Below are 18100 nucleotides of genomic sequence, written 5' to 3'. Positions count from 1 at the left end.
ATTAACGGACTAAAAATAGAAAAAATAAGATGAATCAGACATTACCCTTATTAAAGCTAAAGCCAAGTGACTTTCAACATGGGCTTAAAGTTGTCAATCGGACTCAACGTTTTATTATTTTTGTTCCTGCACTCCTACATGGCGGCGAAGCACTTATCTTTCCACAACAAAGTCGACATGCAGGTCAACAAATTAAACAAGGTAGAGGCATTGTCTTTTATAATGGTGTTGACTCAGCATGGCAAGCTGCACTTGGAAATGGCGAAGACTGTATTATCATTAATAACATTACACCATCTCAGGCTTCGTTACTGCTTGAAAAATATAATGCCTTATTGGGGCAGAATAAAACCTTAAACTTGCAAAGTATCAAAGCACTCTTGGTTTACGCCAAGAATGAACTTAATATCATTGATTTTTATAATAAACGTGCATCAAGCGTATTACGAGATTCGAAGCTGATTGATCAAAACAATCCGTTCTTTATGGAAGTCCGTAAGGAGGAAGTACATAAAGCACTTTATATTCCGTATGGATTTATGTTTGATGGTCCTGTGCAACAGATGTATCCAAATGGTGCAATCATGGTCAGTACTGATAAACGATGCTGGGGTGTAGGAACAGATGTTTTTCTAAGAGGTTATCGAAAAATAGAAAACGGAAAAGAATATAGCTTGACTCATGTTGACAACGATTTCGGAGAGAAATTTACTTTCACCAAAAACTCAGTCTATTAAAATAGTGCAGCAACCGTACATACAGATAGAAATATTGGTGCAAAAATTCGTTTTGGTAAAAAATGAGTAGCTATTACTTTCTTTTTACTGACAAATAAAAAAGCCAGCATGTCTGCTGGCTTTTACTTATCTATTCCGTTTGGGGATTAGAATGTTTTCGTTAAACTAAATAACACACCAGTGTCATATGGTTTCTTTGCATTATCACTCATACCTGAAGTACTTACATTTGTACCAACGACATCAACTTCAGCAAGAATACCCAGTAAGTTATAGTTCACGCCAACTTTATAATCGACATAATCATCATCTTTACCTGGACCACCAGCAACAACACCTAAAGCATCTTTGTTTTTAAGCTTGTTGTATCCTACAGATGCTAAACCTGTTAAACCAGTACTAGCAATAGGCGCAGAATAACCTAAATTGAAATACCAAAAATCATCCGTTCTACCCCAGTAATCAGGTGAATAATTTACACCTACGCTTAGAGCATCGCCTGCTAATAATGTTTCAGGGAAAGTAAGTTTACCGAATACTTCTGTAAACGCTAAACCTTTCTTACCATTATAAGCATTTGTATAATTAGATTTTGAACCAATATAGCCGTAATGAATTACACCAACATCATAAGTCGGTTTAACTTTATCGGTTAAAGAAAAGCTATTTGTAAATCCGAGTGTCGCATCTGTTTCAGTTGAAACTCCTGGAATACCAAAGTCAACACTTGACCCCCAAAGTGCTAAATATGCACCTGAAGTATGCGAGAAAGTAAAACCACCTTGAATCGCAGGGTTATTTGAAGACTGGGTCACACCACGAAAACGATAATCCGTTACTGCTGACACGTTACCTGACGCAGTAACACCATAGAATGAAGGTTTATCTTCTGCCATAGCAAAAGTCGAAGTCACAGCAAAAATACTTAACGCGATCGCCTTACATGCAAATTTCATCATATTGATCTCCCCCATGATGGATATTCGACTGATTTATGTTTTAAGTTGCATCACAATGTAACAAGCAAATGCTATGCCAACTTAACCAAAGCACCATAAAACCTAGTGTTCATGTCATAAAATCGTCATAGTTATAATAAAAATAATTACAAAATGCTTTTTATTGCATCTTCATCTCTATTTATGATCCATTTTTAAGCATAAAGCTAGATAAATTATTTTTTTGCACAATAAGAATGCAATAAGAATGATCAACAATCATACGACAGAGATTATTTTAAGTTACAATCAAAAGAACGAAGAAGTTACGCCCAACAAAAGTGCATAACCCAATTTAGGTACTGATTTGAATGTTTTCCACACAAAAATAACGACCATTTATCGGGATGTTAGTTTTTGCAAACTCAAATTAATCACTTTTTAACCAGTTAGTAAATAACTATTTAAATTAAAAAAGGAATTATTCAATATCGTCACATATTTTATATAAAAATAATTAAAAAATAACCAATATTAATTACAATAATAAGATATTAATTATTTATTAAATATCATGTATTTAATTTTAATTAATTCATTTTTTATACAGTAATAAAACTTTAAATTTTAGCCTTATTTTGTGTAAATTTAATTAAAATATTTTAATAAAAATCTATCTTTTTTACATATAACTTATACAATTGGTCAAAATTTCGGATTCTCCCAAAATTTGTTATTTTATGAGGCTACATATGCCAAAGGCACAAAAACTTATATTAGCGGTTTTGATTAATGCCGCTCTAATCTCCTCAACATATGCTAGCGAACAAAGCGAAGCAAAAGGATTTGTTGAAGATGCCAATGGGGATGTTTTATTCCGCACTGGTTATCTAACTCGTGACAAGAAAAATGGTGTAGATGACACAAGCTCTTATGCACAAACTGCTATGGTCAAACTTGATTCAGGTTTTACTCAAGGTGTGGTTGGTTTTGGAGCGGGTATTATTGGTGATGCCTCGTTTAAATTAGGCTCAAACAATAATGCTGGTAACGGCATGATTCCAAAACATCCAGACGGCTCAGCTTATGATCACTGGGCACGTGGTGGTGGTTTCGTTAAAGCGCGTATTTCAAATACAACTGTGACTTATGGTACACAAATTCTCGATTTGCCAGTGCTTGCAAGCAACACTGTACGTTTAGTACCAGAATACTTTGAAGGTGTTTTAGCAAACAGCCGCGAAATTGAAAGTTTAGAAGTGACTGTTGGTAAATTTACCAAGAATCAATATTCTGACCAAATCAAATCTGATGGTAATCAGTTAGATCGTGCTGTTGTTTGGGGTGCCAAATACAAAGTTAATGACCAACTCAATACAGCTTATTACGGTACGGATATTAAAGATCGTTTAGAGCGTCATTATGCCAATGTGAACTATAAACAAGCTTTAGCAAATAATAGTTCATTGACATATGACTTCAGCGGATACCACACAGATTGGGATCGTCAAGCAAACAATAGCTTGTATTCTTATATCGGTTCAGCAAACGATGAATACCAGAACTCAATTTGGGCAGTATCGACCACCTATAATACTGGTCCACACACCGTAATGTTTGCTTACCAACAAAACAGTGGTAATGCAGGCTATGACTATGGTTTAGGTCAAGGTGTTGGTGATGGGCATCAAAGTATTTATTTGCCAAACTCATACCTTTCAGACTTCATTGGTAATGGTGAAAAATCAGCTCAGCTTCAATACAATCTTGATTTTGGTAGCTTCGGCGTACCAGGGTTAAGTTGGACGACTGCCTTTGTCTATGGTTGGGATATTAATACCAATACAGCAGTTCAAGATGCCAATAAAAACGTAATTGCTCGTGTTCGTACAGCAGATAATGCAACTGAACGTGAATTCTTCAACCAAGTGAAATACACAATGCAGTCAGGTTTTGCCAAAGACGCAAGCTTACGTGTACGTCACTCATATTATCGTGCTAGCGATGCGTATCAAGATGGTTATATCGGCGATACCAACGAATGGCGTATTTGGCTTGATATCCCTGTGAAATTCTTCTAATTCACAGCTTTATTTAAGTCATAAAAAAACCTCCATTCAATTGAATGGAGGTTTTTTTATCAACTAGGCTTTAAATCATAAAATCTAGCTTAATCTACTCAGAAAATTACTTCTTAGCAGCTTCGATTGCTTTTAATACTTCTGCCTTCGCAACATCAGCACCTTCCCAACCACTCAATTTCACCCATTTTCCAGGCTCTAAATCTTTGTAGTGTAAGAAGAAATGTTCAACTTGGCTGATCAACAATTTTGGAAGATCAGTATATTCTTGAATGTCATTGTAAAGTGGAGACAATTTCTCATGTGGAACTGCGATTAATTTCGCATCGATACCACCATCATCTTCCATATTTAGTTTGCCTACAGGACGGCAACGAATGACCGAACCCGCAGCAACTGGATGTGGAGTTACAACAAGTACGTCTAATGGATCACCATCTTCAGATAATGTATTTGGCACATAACCGTAGTTTGCTGGGTAGAACATTGCTGTACCCATGAAACGGTCTACAAATAACGCATCTGAATCTTTATCGATTTCGTATTTGATTGGCGCTGCATTTGCAGGAATTTCGATGATGACATAAATGTCGTTTGGTGCGTCTTTGCCCGCAGGAATATTGCTATAACTCATATCAACACTCGTTTATATTGTGAAGTCAGATGTAAATCGGCTAGATTATAACGTGAATACTGTAAAAATGATGCTAGATATGCTGAGCGTTGATGAATTTTATATTCACTCTTTCTTTAGGTCATTTTTATCGTAATCACAAAAAGTAAAATGGGACAGAAGATAGAGAAAAACCAAATAATTGAACGTAAAGTAGCAAGATTTGCCAAATAGCATATTCCATAAATGACGCGAAATACGATATACGCCCAGCCTAAGCTCAAAATAAATTTTTCAGGCACAACCATATACTCTGCCATCAAAATTGCAGCGATAAATAAAGGTAAGCTCTCAAAACTGTTCTGCTGTACTGCATTTGCTCTTGCAGCTAAGCCCGTAGTTTTGGCTAAAAACTCACGTGGATTTTGATTATCCTTTGCTTGGAAACCACCTTTTGCTTTTGCAATCAAGGTAAAAACATAGGGCAATAAACATGCAACGATAATAATCAATATAATGCCGCTAATACCTTGCATGCTAATATCCATCATTTGAAGTTCTTGTGATCATGCTATCATAACTTAAAATTTATTGAACTTTCATTTGTGCTTGTTCAACAAGCGTTTCTTTTACACATTCTACTTATGTAAATATTGTTTTTGTTCATTCTCTTTTAAGGTCACGTTATGCAATCTCAAGATCAAAACAAGATGTTTGATGTTCTTGCTCAACAACGACAACATCAACTTTTGGTGGATCGTGTACTGAAAGTGGTGTTGCCTATTATGGCATTTCTACTCAGTGTGATTTGTGCAAACCTCAATTGGCAATCAACTTTAGGGACTTTCGCGATTCTCACACTTGCATTTTATGCAGTTGGAATTAAAAGGCTCACGCTTTGGCATTGGCTAACCATAGTTGTTCTCTACGTTTTTGCGGACAATTACTTCAGCTTTAATGGAATTGACCCAATTCGGTTACGTTTTCAACTTGCGACCATGCTTGTATTTGTCGGCATTGTTGGAATTGGTCGACCTTATATTGATCATTGGTTAATGAAGTCTAAAAATAAATAAAAAACGCCGCAATTTGAATTGCGGCGTTTTTTATTACCTCACTTTTACAAAGCGAGGTTAGCGTTTAAGCTGGTTTACGTAAATCTTTACGTAAGATTTTACCTACGTTCGATTTTGGTAAATCATCCATAAACTCAACATAACGAGGGCACTTATAGCCTGTTAAGTTTTGTTTTGCATAAGCAATGATTTCTTCAGTTGTTAATGAAGGGTCTTTTTTCACGATGAATAATTTAGGTACTTCGCCTGATTTTTCATCTGGAACACCAATCGCAGCAACTTCCAATACTTTCGGATGCTTCGCAATCACTTCTTCGATTTCACTTGGGTAAACGTTAAAGCCAGATACCAAGATCATATCTTTCTTACGGTCTACAATTTTGAAATAACCACGTGTGTCCATTACACCGACATCACCAGTACGGAAGAAACCATCTTTAGTCATGACTTTTTCAGTTTCATCAGGACGGTTCCAATAGCCTTTCATGACTTGCGGACCACGAATCGAAATCTCACCTTGTTCACCAAGTGCAACTTCATTACCATCATCATCAAGTAAAGCAACTTCAGTTAATGGTAATGGGATACCAATCGTGCCACTGAACTCAGTTGTTGCAGGCGGATTTGCTGTCGCAACTGGTGATGTTTCAGATAAACCATAACCTTCAATGATGATTGTACCTGTTACTTTATGCCAAGCAGCAGCCGTAGATGGTAATACAGCCATACCACCGCCCATTGCCATCTTCAATTTACTATGATCAAGCTGTTTAAATTCTTCATTATTTACCAAAGCATTAAACAAAGTATTCACTGCAGGGAAGAACGAAGGTTGGTATTTACGTAATTCACCAACAACAGCAGGTAAGTCACGTGGGTTCGGAATCAAGATATTCGCTTGACCTTTGTACATACCATAAAGCGCACACACCATAAATGCAAAGATGTGATAAAGCGGTAACGCACATACGATACGGTCATCTTTAGCACCATCGCCTGTACCAAACTTACTTGAGAAAATACCATCACATTGTAATAGGTTAGAAACCAAGTTACGGTGCGTCAACTCAGCGCCTTTAGAAACACCTGTCGTACCACCCGTATATTGCAGTACAGCAGTATCGCTTAAAGTTAGGCTTGGACGTTTATAGTTACTTGGATTCGCTTTACCCAAAGCCGTATTGAATTTGACATGACCTGGAATGCGCCAAGCTGGAATTTGCTTACGTACTTTACGTAAAACAAAGTTTACCAATGTGCCTTTGAGTGTACCTAACATATCACCAACAGAAGCAACCACAACATGCTTCACAGGTGTTTTACCAATAATGCTTTGATAAACGCTAGCAAAGTTCTCAATGATTACAAGTGCTTCTGCACCAGAGTCATTTAACTGATGCTCAAGTTCACGCGAGGTGTAAAGTGGGTTTACATTCACGAGCACTAAACCAGCACGAAATACACCTAATGCAACTACTGGGTATTGGAATACGTTCGGCATCATGACCGCAACACGTGTTCCTTTAGCCAAGCCAAGGCTTTGTAAATAAGTTGCAAACTTACGGCTAGCAACTTCTAATTCATTGTACGTTAAAACTTTATCCATGAAGATAAAGGCATCACGTGAACCAAATTTTTGGAAATTGCGTTCAAAAATATCAACAAGTGAGGTGTTTTCAGCAGGCAGCGCAACTGTTTCTGGAATTCCTGTCTTTTGGTATTCTGCAAACCAAATCTTTTCCATAATGCCATTATCTCCGAGTAGTAATCCTTAAAAATGTAACGACGTTACTTTCCATGACAAAACTTTTTTTTAACTTTTTGAATTGCCCTGTCAATCTATTCAAATAATATGAATACCTTGTCATATATAACGTATTTTTATCACAGAATACTAGCCTTATCTCTGAATGAGGAGTCTATTTGCTTTTTGATATCCCCGTGGTAAAAGTTGCCCCTTTGTTGCTCTTTTTCCTATATATTTTTGGAGATCATCCCCTTTCAGTTTAAGGTGTTGTTGTCCTGCAGCGATTTGGATTATTTCATCTAAAGTCAGCGTTGTCATGGATAAAATTTGCTCTTTTTCATCAAGTTGTATCAACTTGTTACCTTTCCCTTTATTTAGAATCGGTAATTCAGCTAAATCAATAATCAATAACCGCCCTGATGAACTTAAAATTGCAACATGTGTGGTTTGCTGAATTGGCAATAATGGTAAAGCAGTTGCCTGATCTGCGACTGTTAAAAAGGCTTTACCTGCTTTAGCATTGGTATCTAACTGCGCCGCTTGCGTTTTAAATCCATATCCATTTGAACTCACAGCAAGTAACTCATTACTGTCTTCATCAACAAAGACTTGAATGAACGATACACCACTCGCTGGTGCGAGCTTGGAACTCAGAGGCTCGCCTAAACCACGTGCAGAAGGGAGACTACTAATCGGCAGCGCATAACTCCGCCCCGTTTCATCTAAGAAGTAGACACGTTGATTGGTTTTACCTACTGCATGACTCAGATACTGATCACCCGCACGGAAATTTAGATTTGCAGCATCAACATCACCACCTTTGGCAGCCCTTACCCAACCTGCTTCTGATAACACCACAGTCACGGTTTCAGCAGGCATTAAATCTTGTTCTTTGATTTGTACTGCATCTGCACGCGCAACAATTGGTGAACGACGATCATCACCAAACTTTTTCGCGTCTTCTTTTAACTCACCAATAATTAAATTCTTCAATGACTCTGGATTTGCCAATTGCTCACGAATAATGGCGGCTTTGGCTTCTAACTCTTCTTGTTCACGGCGAATTTCCATTTCTTCAAGTTTAGCCAAATGACGAAGCTTGAGCTCCAAAATCGCTTCAGCCTGAATATCATCTATCCCAAAGTGCTGCATCAAAACAGGTTTTGGCTGATCTTCTTCCCGAATAATCCGAATCACGGTATCAATATCCAAATAGGCAATTAAAAGACCTGCCAAGATATGCAAACGCTTTTCGATTTTAGTTAAATGGTATTGTAAACGACGTGTTACGGTTTGCTTACGGATCTCAATCCATTCCAACAAAATACGGCGAATCGATTTGACTTGCGGACGACCGTCGGCTCCAATCATATTCAAATTAACGCGATAGCTTGATTCTAAATCAGTGGTTGCAAATAAATGGCTCATCACCGTTTCAGCATCTACACGGTTGGAACGCAACACAATCACCAAACGTGTTGGATTTTTATGATCTGATTCATCACGAATATCTGCTACCAAGGGTAATTTCTTGGCAATCATCTGATCCGCAATTTGCGTCACGACTTTTGAACCTGAAACTTGATAAGGCAGTTCAGTAATCACAATTTCATTTTTTTCTACCGTATACACTGCGCGCGCACGATAGCTACCACGCCCTGTGGTTTGGATTTTAAGTAGGTCTTCAGGTGAAGTAATGATTTCCGCTTTGGTCGGTAAATCTGGTGCTGGAATATATTCTGCTAATTTTTCATCTGTGGTTTCAGGGTTACGAATCAGCGCAATCGTACCTTTGACCACTTCACGTAAATTGTGTGGTGGAATATCCGTTGCCATTCCCACCGCAATACCCGTAGTACCGTTCAGTAGGATATTGGGAATACGTGCAGGCAAAGTAATTGGTTCTTTCATTGAACCATCAAAGTTATCTTGCCATTCACTTGTCCCTTGACCTAATTCATTCAGCAATAATTCACTATAAGCAGACAATTTGGCTTCGGTATAACGCATTGCAGCAAATGACTTAGGGTCATCTGGTGAACCCCAGTTGCCTTGACCTTCAATCAATGGATAACGGTAGCTAAATGGCTGTGCCATCAAGACCATTGCTTCATAACACGCCGAATCACCATGCGGATGATATTTACCGAGTACATCACCAACGGTACGTGCTGACTTTTTCGGCTTACCTGTCGATTTTAAGCCCAGTTCACTCATTGCATAGACAATACGACGTTGTACAGGTTTTAAACCATCGCTGATATGCGGCAATGCACGATCCATAATCACGTACATGGCATAGTTTAAATAAGCTTGTTCTGTGAATTCAGCTACGGAGCGGTTTTCGGTTGCATGATGTGCAAGGCTGGTCATTTCAGCAAGTCATCCAAAATCATTGTTATCGTCAATGTTTTGTATGCTATGTGGATGAAAGCGTTGTGACAAGTGCTTGTTGTTGTTTAAACGTCAAATGGTGTCTTAACAAGATTATTTTAAAACCAGATTCGTTATGATTAGAAAAAATGCACAGATCGCAAAAGGTATATACAGTTTTCGATGTTCTTGAGTTTCTTCTTTGAATAGGAACATTAGCCCCATAATCACACCAAATAGACTCACATCATGTAAAATATTAAAAAAATCGAATTTAAATCTATAATTGGTATTTGCATAAATAATCAGCAATAAAATAAAAATTCTTCTTTCGTACATAAAACCCTCTTATCAAAATCATTGAAAATTATAAATTTCCATAAAAAACCAAATATTCAGTATCTTCTAATTGTTGTTCTAACCAAGTTATAACCTCTTGCAAAAAATCTTTGAGAGGTTGATCATAAGTCTCAATTTCTTTGATTTTTTTAATAATAATTTGACAAGTCAGACAATCAATAAAGTTATGTCCACAGATATCGAAGCTTTGACCTTCAGTATAAATTGGATTTTCTAAAGGGAATACACCATTAAATATATCCAATAAATGCTTAAAATCATCTAAAGGAATAAATGCTCGTTGTTCTCTTTGATCTATCGGTTTAGGCTCTTTCCAAACAAAAATTCCAATCTCCCCACTGATTTTTTGTTTATTCACGCCTGTTGTAAAAATCACTGTACTTGGTTCACGTTGTATGGAATGAATACTGCTTAATGCTTTTTCAAGGTTACAAGCAAATGCCTGATATTGTGTTTGCGCAAGTATTGGTTCACATTGGGTCATCTCAACCAATTTTTCAATGTTATCTTTATGGAAAGTAATTATTGCGGCAGGTACATCATTTTGGTTTTCTTTTAAAAGCTTTATCGCATATGTAAGCGGAATAGAGAGTTCTTTTCTTATTTGCTCAATTTTCTCTCTATCCATTTTAATCTCAATGCTCATCTATTGAAGAAGCAGACTCAGCATCATCCTCTTTATAAATAAATTTCGGCATTTCCAAACCAAAATAAATAGCAATCACACGTAAAGTAAAACCAAATACTAAGGTGAAAATCACAGTAAGATCGTGCTGCAATCCGATCTCTAAACAGACCCAATAACAGATCACCGCAACAAAAGAAATACTAGCATACAACTCACGGCGGAATACTAAAGGCACATCATTACAAAGAATATCTCGTAGGATACCGCCTGAAACTCCTGTTAACACGCCTGCCACGGCAGAAACTACAAAACCATGACCCATCGATAATGCAATTTGACAGCCAATAATGGTAAAACCAATTAAGCCCATGGCATCAAGCAATAGAAACACACTGCGTAAATGCTTCATCCATTTGGCGATAATAATCGTGACAAACGCAGCGCAGCAAGTCAGAACCAAATATTCAGGATGCTTGACCCACGTTAAAGGATAATGACCCAGTAAAACATCTCGAACAGAACCACCACCTAAAGCGGTTACACAGGCAATTAACGTTACCCCGAACCAATCCATACTACGTCGTCCCGCAGATAACGCTCCTGTCATTGCTTCCGCAGTAATGGCAATAATATAAATCACGGTCAGTAACATCTGCCGACATCCCTAAATCAGGCATCAAAGTGTGCGCTATTTTAAGGCAAACTTAGATGAATTGTGCACAACATTGTTTAAATTTTTTCCCTGAACCACAAATACAAGGCTGTTTCATGGTGATTTGCAGATCCAAGGTTGGATCAAGAAAATACCAGTGTTGTTGATGCAAAACAAAATGTGAAATTTCATGATGAATATGCGCCTGTTTACCATCCTGATTTTGATCACAGTAATGCGCTTTAAACTCAACCAAGGCATGCGTTTTATCAAGTTTTGGTTGGTGTTGCACGACTTCTAATTTTAGCCACTGATTTGATTGACTCCAATCAGCAATCGCTGCCCGATCCAAAGCAGCCTGTTGCCCTAGAGCTGTCGTTTCTAAAATATAATCAATCTGCTGTAACGCAAAAGCACTATAACGCGAACGCATCAATTGCTCAGCATTCTGAGCAAACTGCTGTTTCAAATGTAAGGGCTGACAGCATGCTGCATATTGCCCATGCCCACACGGACAATGTTGTGACGATGTCATCTTCAATACTCACATAAAAAAATAGCCCTGAGCGAAAACCATCGCTGAACAATGGTCAAACTCAAAGGCTATTCGGGTATAGCTAAATTATTTCTCTACAGATTTATCTTTGGCAATAATGCGCACTTTTTCAATTTTGTGCCCATCCATTGTGACGACTTCAAAACGATAGCCATCCGCTTCAATCATGTCACCATTTTCAGGTAACCGACCTAAGTGGAATAAGATATAACCCGATAAGGTTGAATATTCTTCACTCTCATCGACTAAATCTTTACCCAATAATATCGAAACATGGCGAATATCCGTTGAACCTTCGAGTAGCATAGATCCATCATCCAAACTGGCAGCGACGGCTTCCAATTCATCTTCATCAGGGAATTCACCTGCGATGGCTTCTAACACATCAATCGGAGTTGCAATGCCTTCAATTGAACCATATTCATTTAGGACAATCGCCATTTGTAGCGGTGCTTGACGTAACTGTTCCATTACCATCAACACTTGCGCATTTTCATGCACAATGACAGGCTCACGTAAGTGCTTGGTAAAATCAATTGCACCTGTTTCAATATATTCATTCAACACTTTATGCGTTAAAACAATCCCTTCGATATTATCCAACTCACCACGCGCGATAATCAAACGTGAATGGGTCATTGCCATTAAACGTTGTTTCAATTCGGCAGGATCAGCATCCAAATCTAACCACTCTAATTCAGGACGTGGCGTCATCACTGATTTGACGGGACGCTCAGATAAACCTAAAACCCCTTGAACTAAAACGCTGTGATATACCCCATTGTCTTCATCAAAGACTTCTTTGGCGTAGGCTTGCGTTGCCAATACATCTTCTGCTTCTTTGTTTTGACCTTCGCTGCCATTGCCTTTGCTACCTAACATACGCAAAACGGCTGATGCGGTGCGGTAACGTAAATCAGTTGTCGTGACCAGTTTTTCTTGGTTACGACGCATAGTTTGATTCACGACCTCGACAAGCACAGAGAAACCAATCGCAGCGTATAAATAACCTTTCGGAATATGAAAACCAAAGCCCTCAACCACCAATGAGAAACCGATCATCATCAAAAAGCCAAGACACAGAATGACAACCGTTGGGTGTTTATTCACAAAATCCATTAGTGGTTTTGATGCCCAAAGCATGATACCAACAGCAATAATCATTGCCAGCATCATGACACTTTGATGCTTCACCATACCAACCGCAGTAATCACACTATCTAAAGAAAAGACCGCATCCAAAACCACAATCTGAACGATAACCATCCAAAAAGTAGCATGTACTGGATTTTCTTCTTTCAGTGTTTGGTGACCCTCGATTCGCTCATGTAACTCCATGGTACCTTTGAAGAGTAAGAACACACCACCAAACAGTAAAATCAGGTCACGGCCAGAAAAGGCATGGTCAAAAATATGGAACAGCGGTTCAGTCAGTGTCACGACCCATGCAATTGCAGCAAGCAATCCCAAACGCATGAGCAAGGCGAGAATTAAACCAACTCTACGAGCAGCATTACGTTGTTCTGGTGGTAGTTTTTCTGCCAGAATTGCAATAAATACAAGGTTATCAATACCCAAGACAATTTCAAGCACAACCAATGTTGCTAAGCCAACCCATGCAGCTGGGTCAGACATCCATTCAAGAATCATTGACGTGACCCCTCTGTAAAATCGGCAATATCATTATGAAATTGAAATTTTAAAAGGTCGGCATAAGTAGCCAAAACATTTTTTTTAGGAAATAAGAACAAAGCGGAGCAACAACAACCACTACTCATAGGGGGACATAAATTAATAAAAGGATTTTTAGTATAGGCAAGATTGCAGTGAAATTCATCTTTTTTTATGTGGATGATCTTTTCAAATTCTTTCTAAAATTTGCAAAATTTTTTTGTACGCAAACTGTGCATAAAACTGTCACAAAAGTCATTTAGCCTAGACAAGTACAATGAAAATGATAAGGTGAAAATAAATCAAATGAATAGTTTATTAAAAATGACTGCAAATAAGACCATTCCTCCCATAAAAACCACTCAATCATTGATTGCTTTATATTGCGGTTCTCGTACAGGCAACAAACCCATTTATCGCGACACAGCAATTGAGCTTGCCCAGCATATTGCCAATCAAGGTTTTGGCATTGTGTATGGCGGTGCGAGCATCGGTTTGATGGGGCAAGTTGCAGATACCGTACTTGAGCATGGTGGTGAAGTCGTCGGTGTTATTCCTGAATTTATGTTGGACTATGAAATTGCACATCAGAAGCTAACAGAATTGCACATTGTCGAGACCATGCATGAACGCAAAGCCCTAATGGCTGAACGTGCCAATGCTTTTATTGCGTTACCAGGTGGACTCGGCACTTTTGAAGAAATCTTAGAAATTGCGACTTGGGGACAACTCAATCAGCACCAAAAACCGATCATCATTTATAACGTTAATCATTTCTATGATGCACTGATTGCACAACTGGATCATGCGGTAGAAGAAGGTTTTTTACCTCCGCAACATCGTGCCAAAGTGATTATTTGTCAAAGTCTCGATGAAATTTTCAACGTTATTCAAAACCTAAAAACACCAAAACAATTTGTGATTTAACTCTAAATTTTGTTGAAGCGGATCAGTCTGATCCGCTCTCTTTAATGTCCGCCTATTGTGTATTGACTGGGCAAACTGTGGTTGAACCACCTAACTTATTAGCCACGACTAATTTTATGGATCTTTGACAGCTTCAAAGTAAATCACAGTGGCATTGAATTTGCCTGTAGAGAACGTCATATTAACGGTATAGAATCCTTTTCGGGCTATGCGAAAAAATGGCTCAGCAAGTTTAATGGAATTGACAAGAAGATGTTTTATTTGCATCTTAAAGAGACGGAGTATCGCTTCAATCATCGGCATGATACTTTATCCTCGATTTGCTTAAATGACTCCGTAACAACCCTCTTTCACTTCCTAAACCCCAATTTTATTCGTAACTAGTATTGTTAAAATCATACTCTGGTGATTTGAAGGGTAAAATGAAAAAACTATTATTATTAAGCGTTATATTATTAGCAGCTTGTAATAAACAAGATGAGCCTAGTGTTGAGCCAACACAAGCCACCATCATTCCTTATGTAAAGAAGCATCATGCTAAATCTGATCCCCCAGCTCAGCTTGATTTTCTTCAACTTATTCAAGTTGTAATTAGTAGTTTTCCAAATGCGCAAGCAAGCTATAATGGCAATGCGACAGAGCTAAGACTTCTATCTAAGCGTATCCCTTCTGATAGTAAATTTAAGACTTATGAGAACTGGTATAGTATTAAAATTACGAGAAATATAGACTCAGAAAATTGGAGTAATTTTCTTGTTGAAATACGAGATAATCAAAGTTATGAACAATCAAAAACTGATGCTTTTAATGCCTGCAAAGATGTTTGGAGAAATATAGATCACCGTGTACCGACTGTGATTAATGAGTTGGCAGGTAGAATTAATAAATATGGAAAAAATAGTTCTTCCGCAAGAGCTCAGCATATCATCCGCTATGGTTATCTTTTTAATTTGGATGCAAGTCATTTTAATGATGGTTATCCTGTATCTTGCTCTATTTCATACAATGAAAAGTAAACGGAAACCTTTCCATCAAATATAAATGAAGTTAAATGGGCATTATGACCTCATCATTTGATGATGTTTTTAGTTATGGGGAAAAATACATTTTATCTGGATTAAGTCTAAGTCGCGTGGTTGGACTTCAAGCAAGCATTGCAGCAGTCGTAAAGCGTGCAATTGAAAAACTAATTTATCTCAGCGCACCAGTACGCCTAAGTATTCTAAGTTTCAAGTTCAATGACCATTTAATGTCAATTCAATGACTGTTCTTTGACAATTTTTGTCTTTATTTCAAATACAGTTACTTTAAACTAAAATGGACTTCTCATTTGCCACGGCTATGACAACGACCACTCATCAAACGGTACAACCTGAATTTCGCCTGTTGGTACTCCTCGTTTCGATTGGCTTTTTCATGCAAGCCTTAGACACCACCATCGTCAACACTGCAATTCCAGCAATGGCTGTCCAGCTTAATGAAAATCCATTACAAATGCACAGCGTAATTGTCGCTTATGTATTATCCGTAGCTGCCTGTATCCCGTTGAGTGGTTGGTTGGCAGATCGATTTGGAATTCGTAATATTTATCTCAGTTCTATGGTGATTTTCAGCTTGGCGTCATTGGGATGCGGCTTGTCTCAAAATCTAGAACAACTCCTGTTTTTTCGTGTCATTCAAGGAATTGGCGGTGCATTGCTCATGCCTGTGGGTCGCTTGGCATTATTAAAATTAATTCCACGCTCACAATTTCTTTCTGCCATGAGCCTCATGAGTCTTGCGGGTCTCATTGGCCCACTGATGGGCCCTACTTTAGGAGGCTGGTTGGTTGAGGTAGCCACATGGCATTGGATTTTTCTGATTAATCTCCCGATGGGTATCCTTGGAATGATCATGACCTTGAAAATCATGCCGAATCAGAAAGAGCCAACGGTCAAAGCGTTCGATTTAAGCGGTTTTATTTTACTCATGGTGGCAATGGTGGGGCTGTCTTTAGGGATTGAAAATATTGCTGCATCACAATATTCAAATCTTGTCAGTATCAGCTTATTGTTGATTGGTGTGATTGCCACAGTTAGCTATGCCTATCATGCCCATACCCATCAAAATGCATTATTTCATGGGCGTCTATTCCGTTACAAAATCTTCTCGATCGGTGTATTAGGTAATTTCTTTGCGCGTTTAGGCAGCAACGCAATTCCGTTTATTTTGCCCCTCATGCTGCAAGTTGCTTTTGGCTTCGAACCGTTCGTTACAGGATTGATGATGATTCCAATGGTACTCGGTTCATTATTTTCCAAGCCCATTATTCGCCCATTGATTCAACGTGTGGGGTATCGTCGTTTTCTACTCACCAATACCGTTTTAGTCGGACTGTGTATCGCCAGTTTCTCATTAATGACAGCAGTTACCCCGCTTTGGTTGAAAGTCTTACACTTGTTTATTTTTGGTACATTAAATTCGCTACAGTTTGTAGGCATGAATACCCTGACCCTGAAAGACTTGCCACAACACGATGCGAGTAGCGGCAACAGTTTTTTATCAATGATTATGATGCTGTCCATGAGTATTGGTGTCGCAATGGCAGGCACATTGATTAATCTATTCAGTCAGCACTTTTCAACGACATCGATTAGTAGTGCTTTCCATACCACATTGATTACACTGGGTTGTATTAACATCATTACTGCGATCATCTTTTGGCAGATCCCGAAAGAAACTACGGATGAGAGCTAAAATTTTAATAAGATGAAAAAGAATAAGGAAACATGAGATGATTATTCCAAAGTATTGGGCTGAAGCGAAAACAAAATTTGAAGGAAAACAGTACACCATCAAACGCTTTGGTTGGTCAGATCAAAGCCTTGAGGCAGCGCAAATACATGCTGAACAACGTGTTACAGCAGCGATTGAGCAAATAAAAGTAGATCAAAATATTCGCAGAATCGATCATAAAGTTGCCTATAACGGCGCTGAAGGTTTACCCATCCGAGAAGAGATTATTGCCCAGCACGATGATGTGATTATCACGCGCAACACCTATGGGGCTTTATGTTTAAATACACCTGATGTGCTATTTGCAGATATTGATTTTATCTATCATCCCAGCTCAAAACTTTACATGACAGTATTTTTTCTACTACTGGCTATCGCAAACTTGTGCGCTGTCTATTTTAGTTCGTGGCTCATCTTTGGGCTTGGGTTCGTAGTATCACTGTTATTGACCCCTTGGATCAGTAAATGTTTGTTCAAACTGCAATCGAAATTCACTGGAACGCCAGAGCAACAGGCCTTAGAGAAAATTAAAACTTTTTCTCAACATCATCCTACATGGCATTTACGTGTTTATCGTACACCAAAAGGTTATCGTGTTTTGGTGATGCATCAAACCTTTGAACCTCGAGGTGAGGATGCGCAGACCTTATCTCATGCTATTTATGCGGATCCGCATTATGATCTGATGTGTCGCAATCAAAATTGCTTCCGTGCACGAATTAGCCCTAAACCGTGGCGTATCGGGGTTGAGCGTTTACGCCAAGGTGTTTGGCCTATCAAAGATGAACGCTTAGCCCAAAGAGAAAGTTGGGTACATCACTATGAACAACATGCTAGGAATTATGCTTCATGTCGATTTATACAACAACTCGGTAGTCAGATGATCCATGAGAAAGCAAAACGAGTACAATCTCTGCATGATCAATACTGTAAATCTAGCACTCAACTCGATATTGCATAGTACAA

General features: G+C 38.3%; 17 protein-coding genes and 1 pseudogene. 9 read left to right on the top strand and 9 right to left on the bottom strand.

What is annotated here, in order from left to right; all coding sequences use genetic code 11:
• Positions 1–29: 29 nt before the first annotated feature.
• Positions 30–737 carry a hypothetical protein gene (locus tag MMP60_RS08020; RefSeq protein ID WP_241335776.1) on the top strand — a complete coding sequence of 236 codons (708 nt, stop codon included), beginning with the start codon at positions 30–32 and terminating at the stop codon, positions 735–737.
• A 146-nt stretch (positions 738–883) separates the two neighbouring features.
• Here MMP60_RS08020 and MMP60_RS08015 read toward each other — a convergent pair whose 3' ends face one another.
• Positions 884–1696 (bottom strand): TorF family putative porin, encoded by an 813-nt coding sequence (locus MMP60_RS08015; RefSeq protein ID WP_241335775.1) that lies wholly within the window; start codon positions 1694–1696, stop codon positions 884–886.
• Positions 1697–2427: 731 nt separating this feature from the next.
• Here MMP60_RS08015 and MMP60_RS08010 point away from each other — a divergent pair.
• Positions 2428–3756 carry an OprD family outer membrane porin gene (locus MMP60_RS08010; RefSeq protein ID WP_241335774.1) on the top strand — a complete coding sequence of 443 codons (1329 nt, stop codon included), beginning with the start codon at positions 2428–2430 and terminating at the stop codon, positions 3754–3756.
• 106 nt (positions 3757–3862) lie between these two features.
• On the opposite strand, the gene ppa is transcribed toward MMP60_RS08010, so the two are convergent.
• Both ppa and MMP60_RS08000 read right to left on the bottom strand, forming a co-directional pair.
• Positions 3863–4390, bottom strand: coding sequence for an inorganic diphosphatase (ppa, locus tag MMP60_RS08005; protein ID WP_018679116.1), 528 nt, complete (start codon positions 4388–4390; stop codon positions 3863–3865).
• A 116-nt stretch (positions 4391–4506) separates the two neighbouring features.
• Positions 4507–4905 (bottom strand): MAPEG family protein, encoded by a 399-nt coding sequence (locus MMP60_RS08000; RefSeq protein WP_241335773.1) that lies wholly within the window; start codon positions 4903–4905, stop codon positions 4507–4509.
• A 150-nt stretch (positions 4906–5055) separates the two neighbouring features.
• Between MMP60_RS08000 and MMP60_RS07995 the strand changes: the two genes are divergently transcribed.
• A complete protein-coding gene (locus MMP60_RS07995; RefSeq protein WP_018679114.1) occupies positions 5056–5445 on the top strand; it encodes a hypothetical protein in 390 nt (129 codons plus the stop codon).
• A gap of 64 nt (positions 5446–5509) precedes the next feature.
• On the opposite strand, the gene MMP60_RS07990 is transcribed toward MMP60_RS07995, so the two are convergent.
• The 6 genes from MMP60_RS07990 to MMP60_RS07965 form a co-directional block, all read right to left on the bottom strand.
• On the bottom strand, positions 5510–7189 hold the full coding sequence (locus MMP60_RS07990; protein WP_241335772.1) for an AMP-binding protein: 1680 nt from the start codon (positions 7187–7189) through the stop codon (positions 5510–5512).
• Positions 7190–7345: 156 nt separating this feature from the next.
• Entirely contained in the window at positions 7346–9565 is a 2220-nt protein-coding gene (gene parC / locus MMP60_RS07985) for a DNA topoisomerase IV subunit A (RefSeq protein ID WP_241335771.1), read from the bottom strand.
• A gap of 367 nt (positions 9566–9932) precedes the next feature.
• Positions 9933–10553, bottom strand: coding sequence for a hypothetical protein (locus MMP60_RS07980; protein WP_241335770.1), 621 nt, complete (start codon positions 10551–10553; stop codon positions 9933–9935).
• A 7-nt stretch (positions 10554–10560) separates the two neighbouring features.
• A complete protein-coding gene (locus MMP60_RS07975; RefSeq protein ID WP_241335769.1) occupies positions 10561–11205 on the bottom strand; it encodes a trimeric intracellular cation channel family protein in 645 nt (214 codons plus the stop codon).
• A 52-nt stretch (positions 11206–11257) separates the two neighbouring features.
• Positions 11258–11740: a YchJ family protein gene (locus MMP60_RS07970; RefSeq protein ID WP_241335768.1), complete on the bottom strand. Its 483-nt coding sequence runs from the start codon at positions 11738–11740 to the stop codon at positions 11258–11260.
• An 87-nt stretch (positions 11741–11827) separates the two neighbouring features.
• Positions 11828–13411: a TerC family protein gene (locus MMP60_RS07965; protein ID WP_241335767.1), complete on the bottom strand. Its 1584-nt coding sequence runs from the start codon at positions 13409–13411 to the stop codon at positions 11828–11830.
• A 327-nt stretch (positions 13412–13738) separates the two neighbouring features.
• On the opposite strand from MMP60_RS07965, the gene MMP60_RS07960 reads away from it, so the two are divergent.
• The 6 genes and pseudogenes from MMP60_RS07960 (at position 13739) to MMP60_RS07935 (ending at position 18095) form a co-directional block, all read left to right on the top strand.
• Positions 13739–14359: a TIGR00730 family Rossman fold protein gene (locus tag MMP60_RS07960; RefSeq protein ID WP_241335766.1), complete on the top strand. Its 621-nt coding sequence runs from the start codon at positions 13739–13741 to the stop codon at positions 14357–14359.
• 132 nt (positions 14360–14491) lie between these two features.
• Positions 14492–14691 (top strand): annotated as a pseudogene (locus tag MMP60_RS07955) (IS1595 family transposase); the annotation flags it as partial.
• Positions 14692–14781: 90 nt separating this feature from the next.
• A complete protein-coding gene (locus tag MMP60_RS07950; RefSeq protein ID WP_241335765.1) occupies positions 14782–15375 on the top strand; it encodes a hypothetical protein in 594 nt (197 codons plus the stop codon).
• 44 nt (positions 15376–15419) lie between these two features.
• Positions 15420–15623, top strand: a complete 204-nt coding sequence (locus MMP60_RS07945; RefSeq protein ID WP_241335764.1) for a hypothetical protein — start codon at positions 15420–15422, stop codon at positions 15621–15623.
• Positions 15624–15700: 77 nt separating this feature from the next.
• Positions 15701–17095 carry a multidrug transporter subunit MdtD gene (gene mdtD, locus MMP60_RS07940; RefSeq protein WP_241335763.1) on the top strand — a complete coding sequence of 465 codons (1395 nt, stop codon included), beginning with the start codon at positions 15701–15703 and terminating at the stop codon, positions 17093–17095.
• A gap of 37 nt (positions 17096–17132) precedes the next feature.
• Positions 17133–18095, top strand: coding sequence for a hypothetical protein (locus MMP60_RS07935; protein ID WP_241335762.1), 963 nt, complete (start codon positions 17133–17135; stop codon positions 18093–18095).
• The last annotated feature ends 5 nt before the right edge of the window (positions 18096–18100 follow it).

It is taken from the genome of Acinetobacter sp. ANC 4805 (assembly GCF_022549495.1).
Taxonomy (GTDB): domain Bacteria; phylum Pseudomonadota; class Gammaproteobacteria; order Pseudomonadales; family Moraxellaceae; genus Acinetobacter.
This window is presented reverse-complemented; position numbering and strand designations above follow the sequence as displayed.

Coding starts and splice junctions, on each gene's coding strand:
- MMP60_RS07980 (WP_241335770.1), bottom strand. CDS start 10,553: ATGGATAGAGAGAAAATTGAGCAAATAAGAAAAGAACTCTCTATTCCG.
- MMP60_RS07995 (WP_018679114.1), top strand. CDS start 5,056: ATGCAATCTCAAGATCAAAACAAGATGTTTGATGTTCTTGCTCAACAA.
- MMP60_RS07975 (WP_241335769.1), bottom strand. CDS start 11,205: ATGTTACTGACCGTGATTTATATTATTGCCATTACTGCGGAAGCAATG.
- MMP60_RS07970 (WP_241335768.1), bottom strand. CDS start 11,740: ATGACATCGTCACAACATTGTCCGTGTGGGCATGGGCAATATGCAGCA.
- MMP60_RS07935 (WP_241335762.1), top strand. CDS start 17,133: ATGATTATTCCAAAGTATTGGGCTGAAGCGAAAACAAAATTTGAAGGA.
- MMP60_RS07990 (WP_241335772.1), bottom strand. CDS start 7,189: ATGGAAAAGATTTGGTTTGCAGAATACCAAAAGACAGGAATTCCAGAA.
- mdtD (WP_241335763.1), top strand. CDS start 15,701: ATGACAACGACCACTCATCAAACGGTACAACCTGAATTTCGCCTGTTG.
- parC (WP_241335771.1), bottom strand. CDS start 9,565: ATGACCAGCCTTGCACATCATGCAACCGAAAACCGCTCCGTAGCTGAA.
- MMP60_RS07945 (WP_241335764.1), top strand. CDS start 15,420: ATGACCTCATCATTTGATGATGTTTTTAGTTATGGGGAAAAATACATT.
- MMP60_RS07960 (WP_241335766.1), top strand. CDS start 13,739: ATGAATAGTTTATTAAAAATGACTGCAAATAAGACCATTCCTCCCATA.
- MMP60_RS08010 (WP_241335774.1), top strand. CDS start 2,428: ATGCCAAAGGCACAAAAACTTATATTAGCGGTTTTGATTAATGCCGCT.
- MMP60_RS07950 (WP_241335765.1), top strand. CDS start 14,782: ATGAAAAAACTATTATTATTAAGCGTTATATTATTAGCAGCTTGTAAT.
- MMP60_RS08020 (WP_241335776.1), top strand. CDS start 30: ATGAATCAGACATTACCCTTATTAAAGCTAAAGCCAAGTGACTTTCAA.
- ppa (WP_018679116.1), bottom strand. CDS start 4,390: ATGAGTTATAGCAATATTCCTGCGGGCAAAGACGCACCAAACGACATT.
- MMP60_RS08000 (WP_241335773.1), bottom strand. CDS start 4,905: ATGCAAGGTATTAGCGGCATTATATTGATTATTATCGTTGCATGTTTA.
- MMP60_RS07965 (WP_241335767.1), bottom strand. CDS start 13,411: ATGATTCTTGAATGGATGTCTGACCCAGCTGCATGGGTTGGCTTAGCA.
- MMP60_RS08015 (WP_241335775.1), bottom strand. CDS start 1,696: ATGATGAAATTTGCATGTAAGGCGATCGCGTTAAGTATTTTTGCTGTG.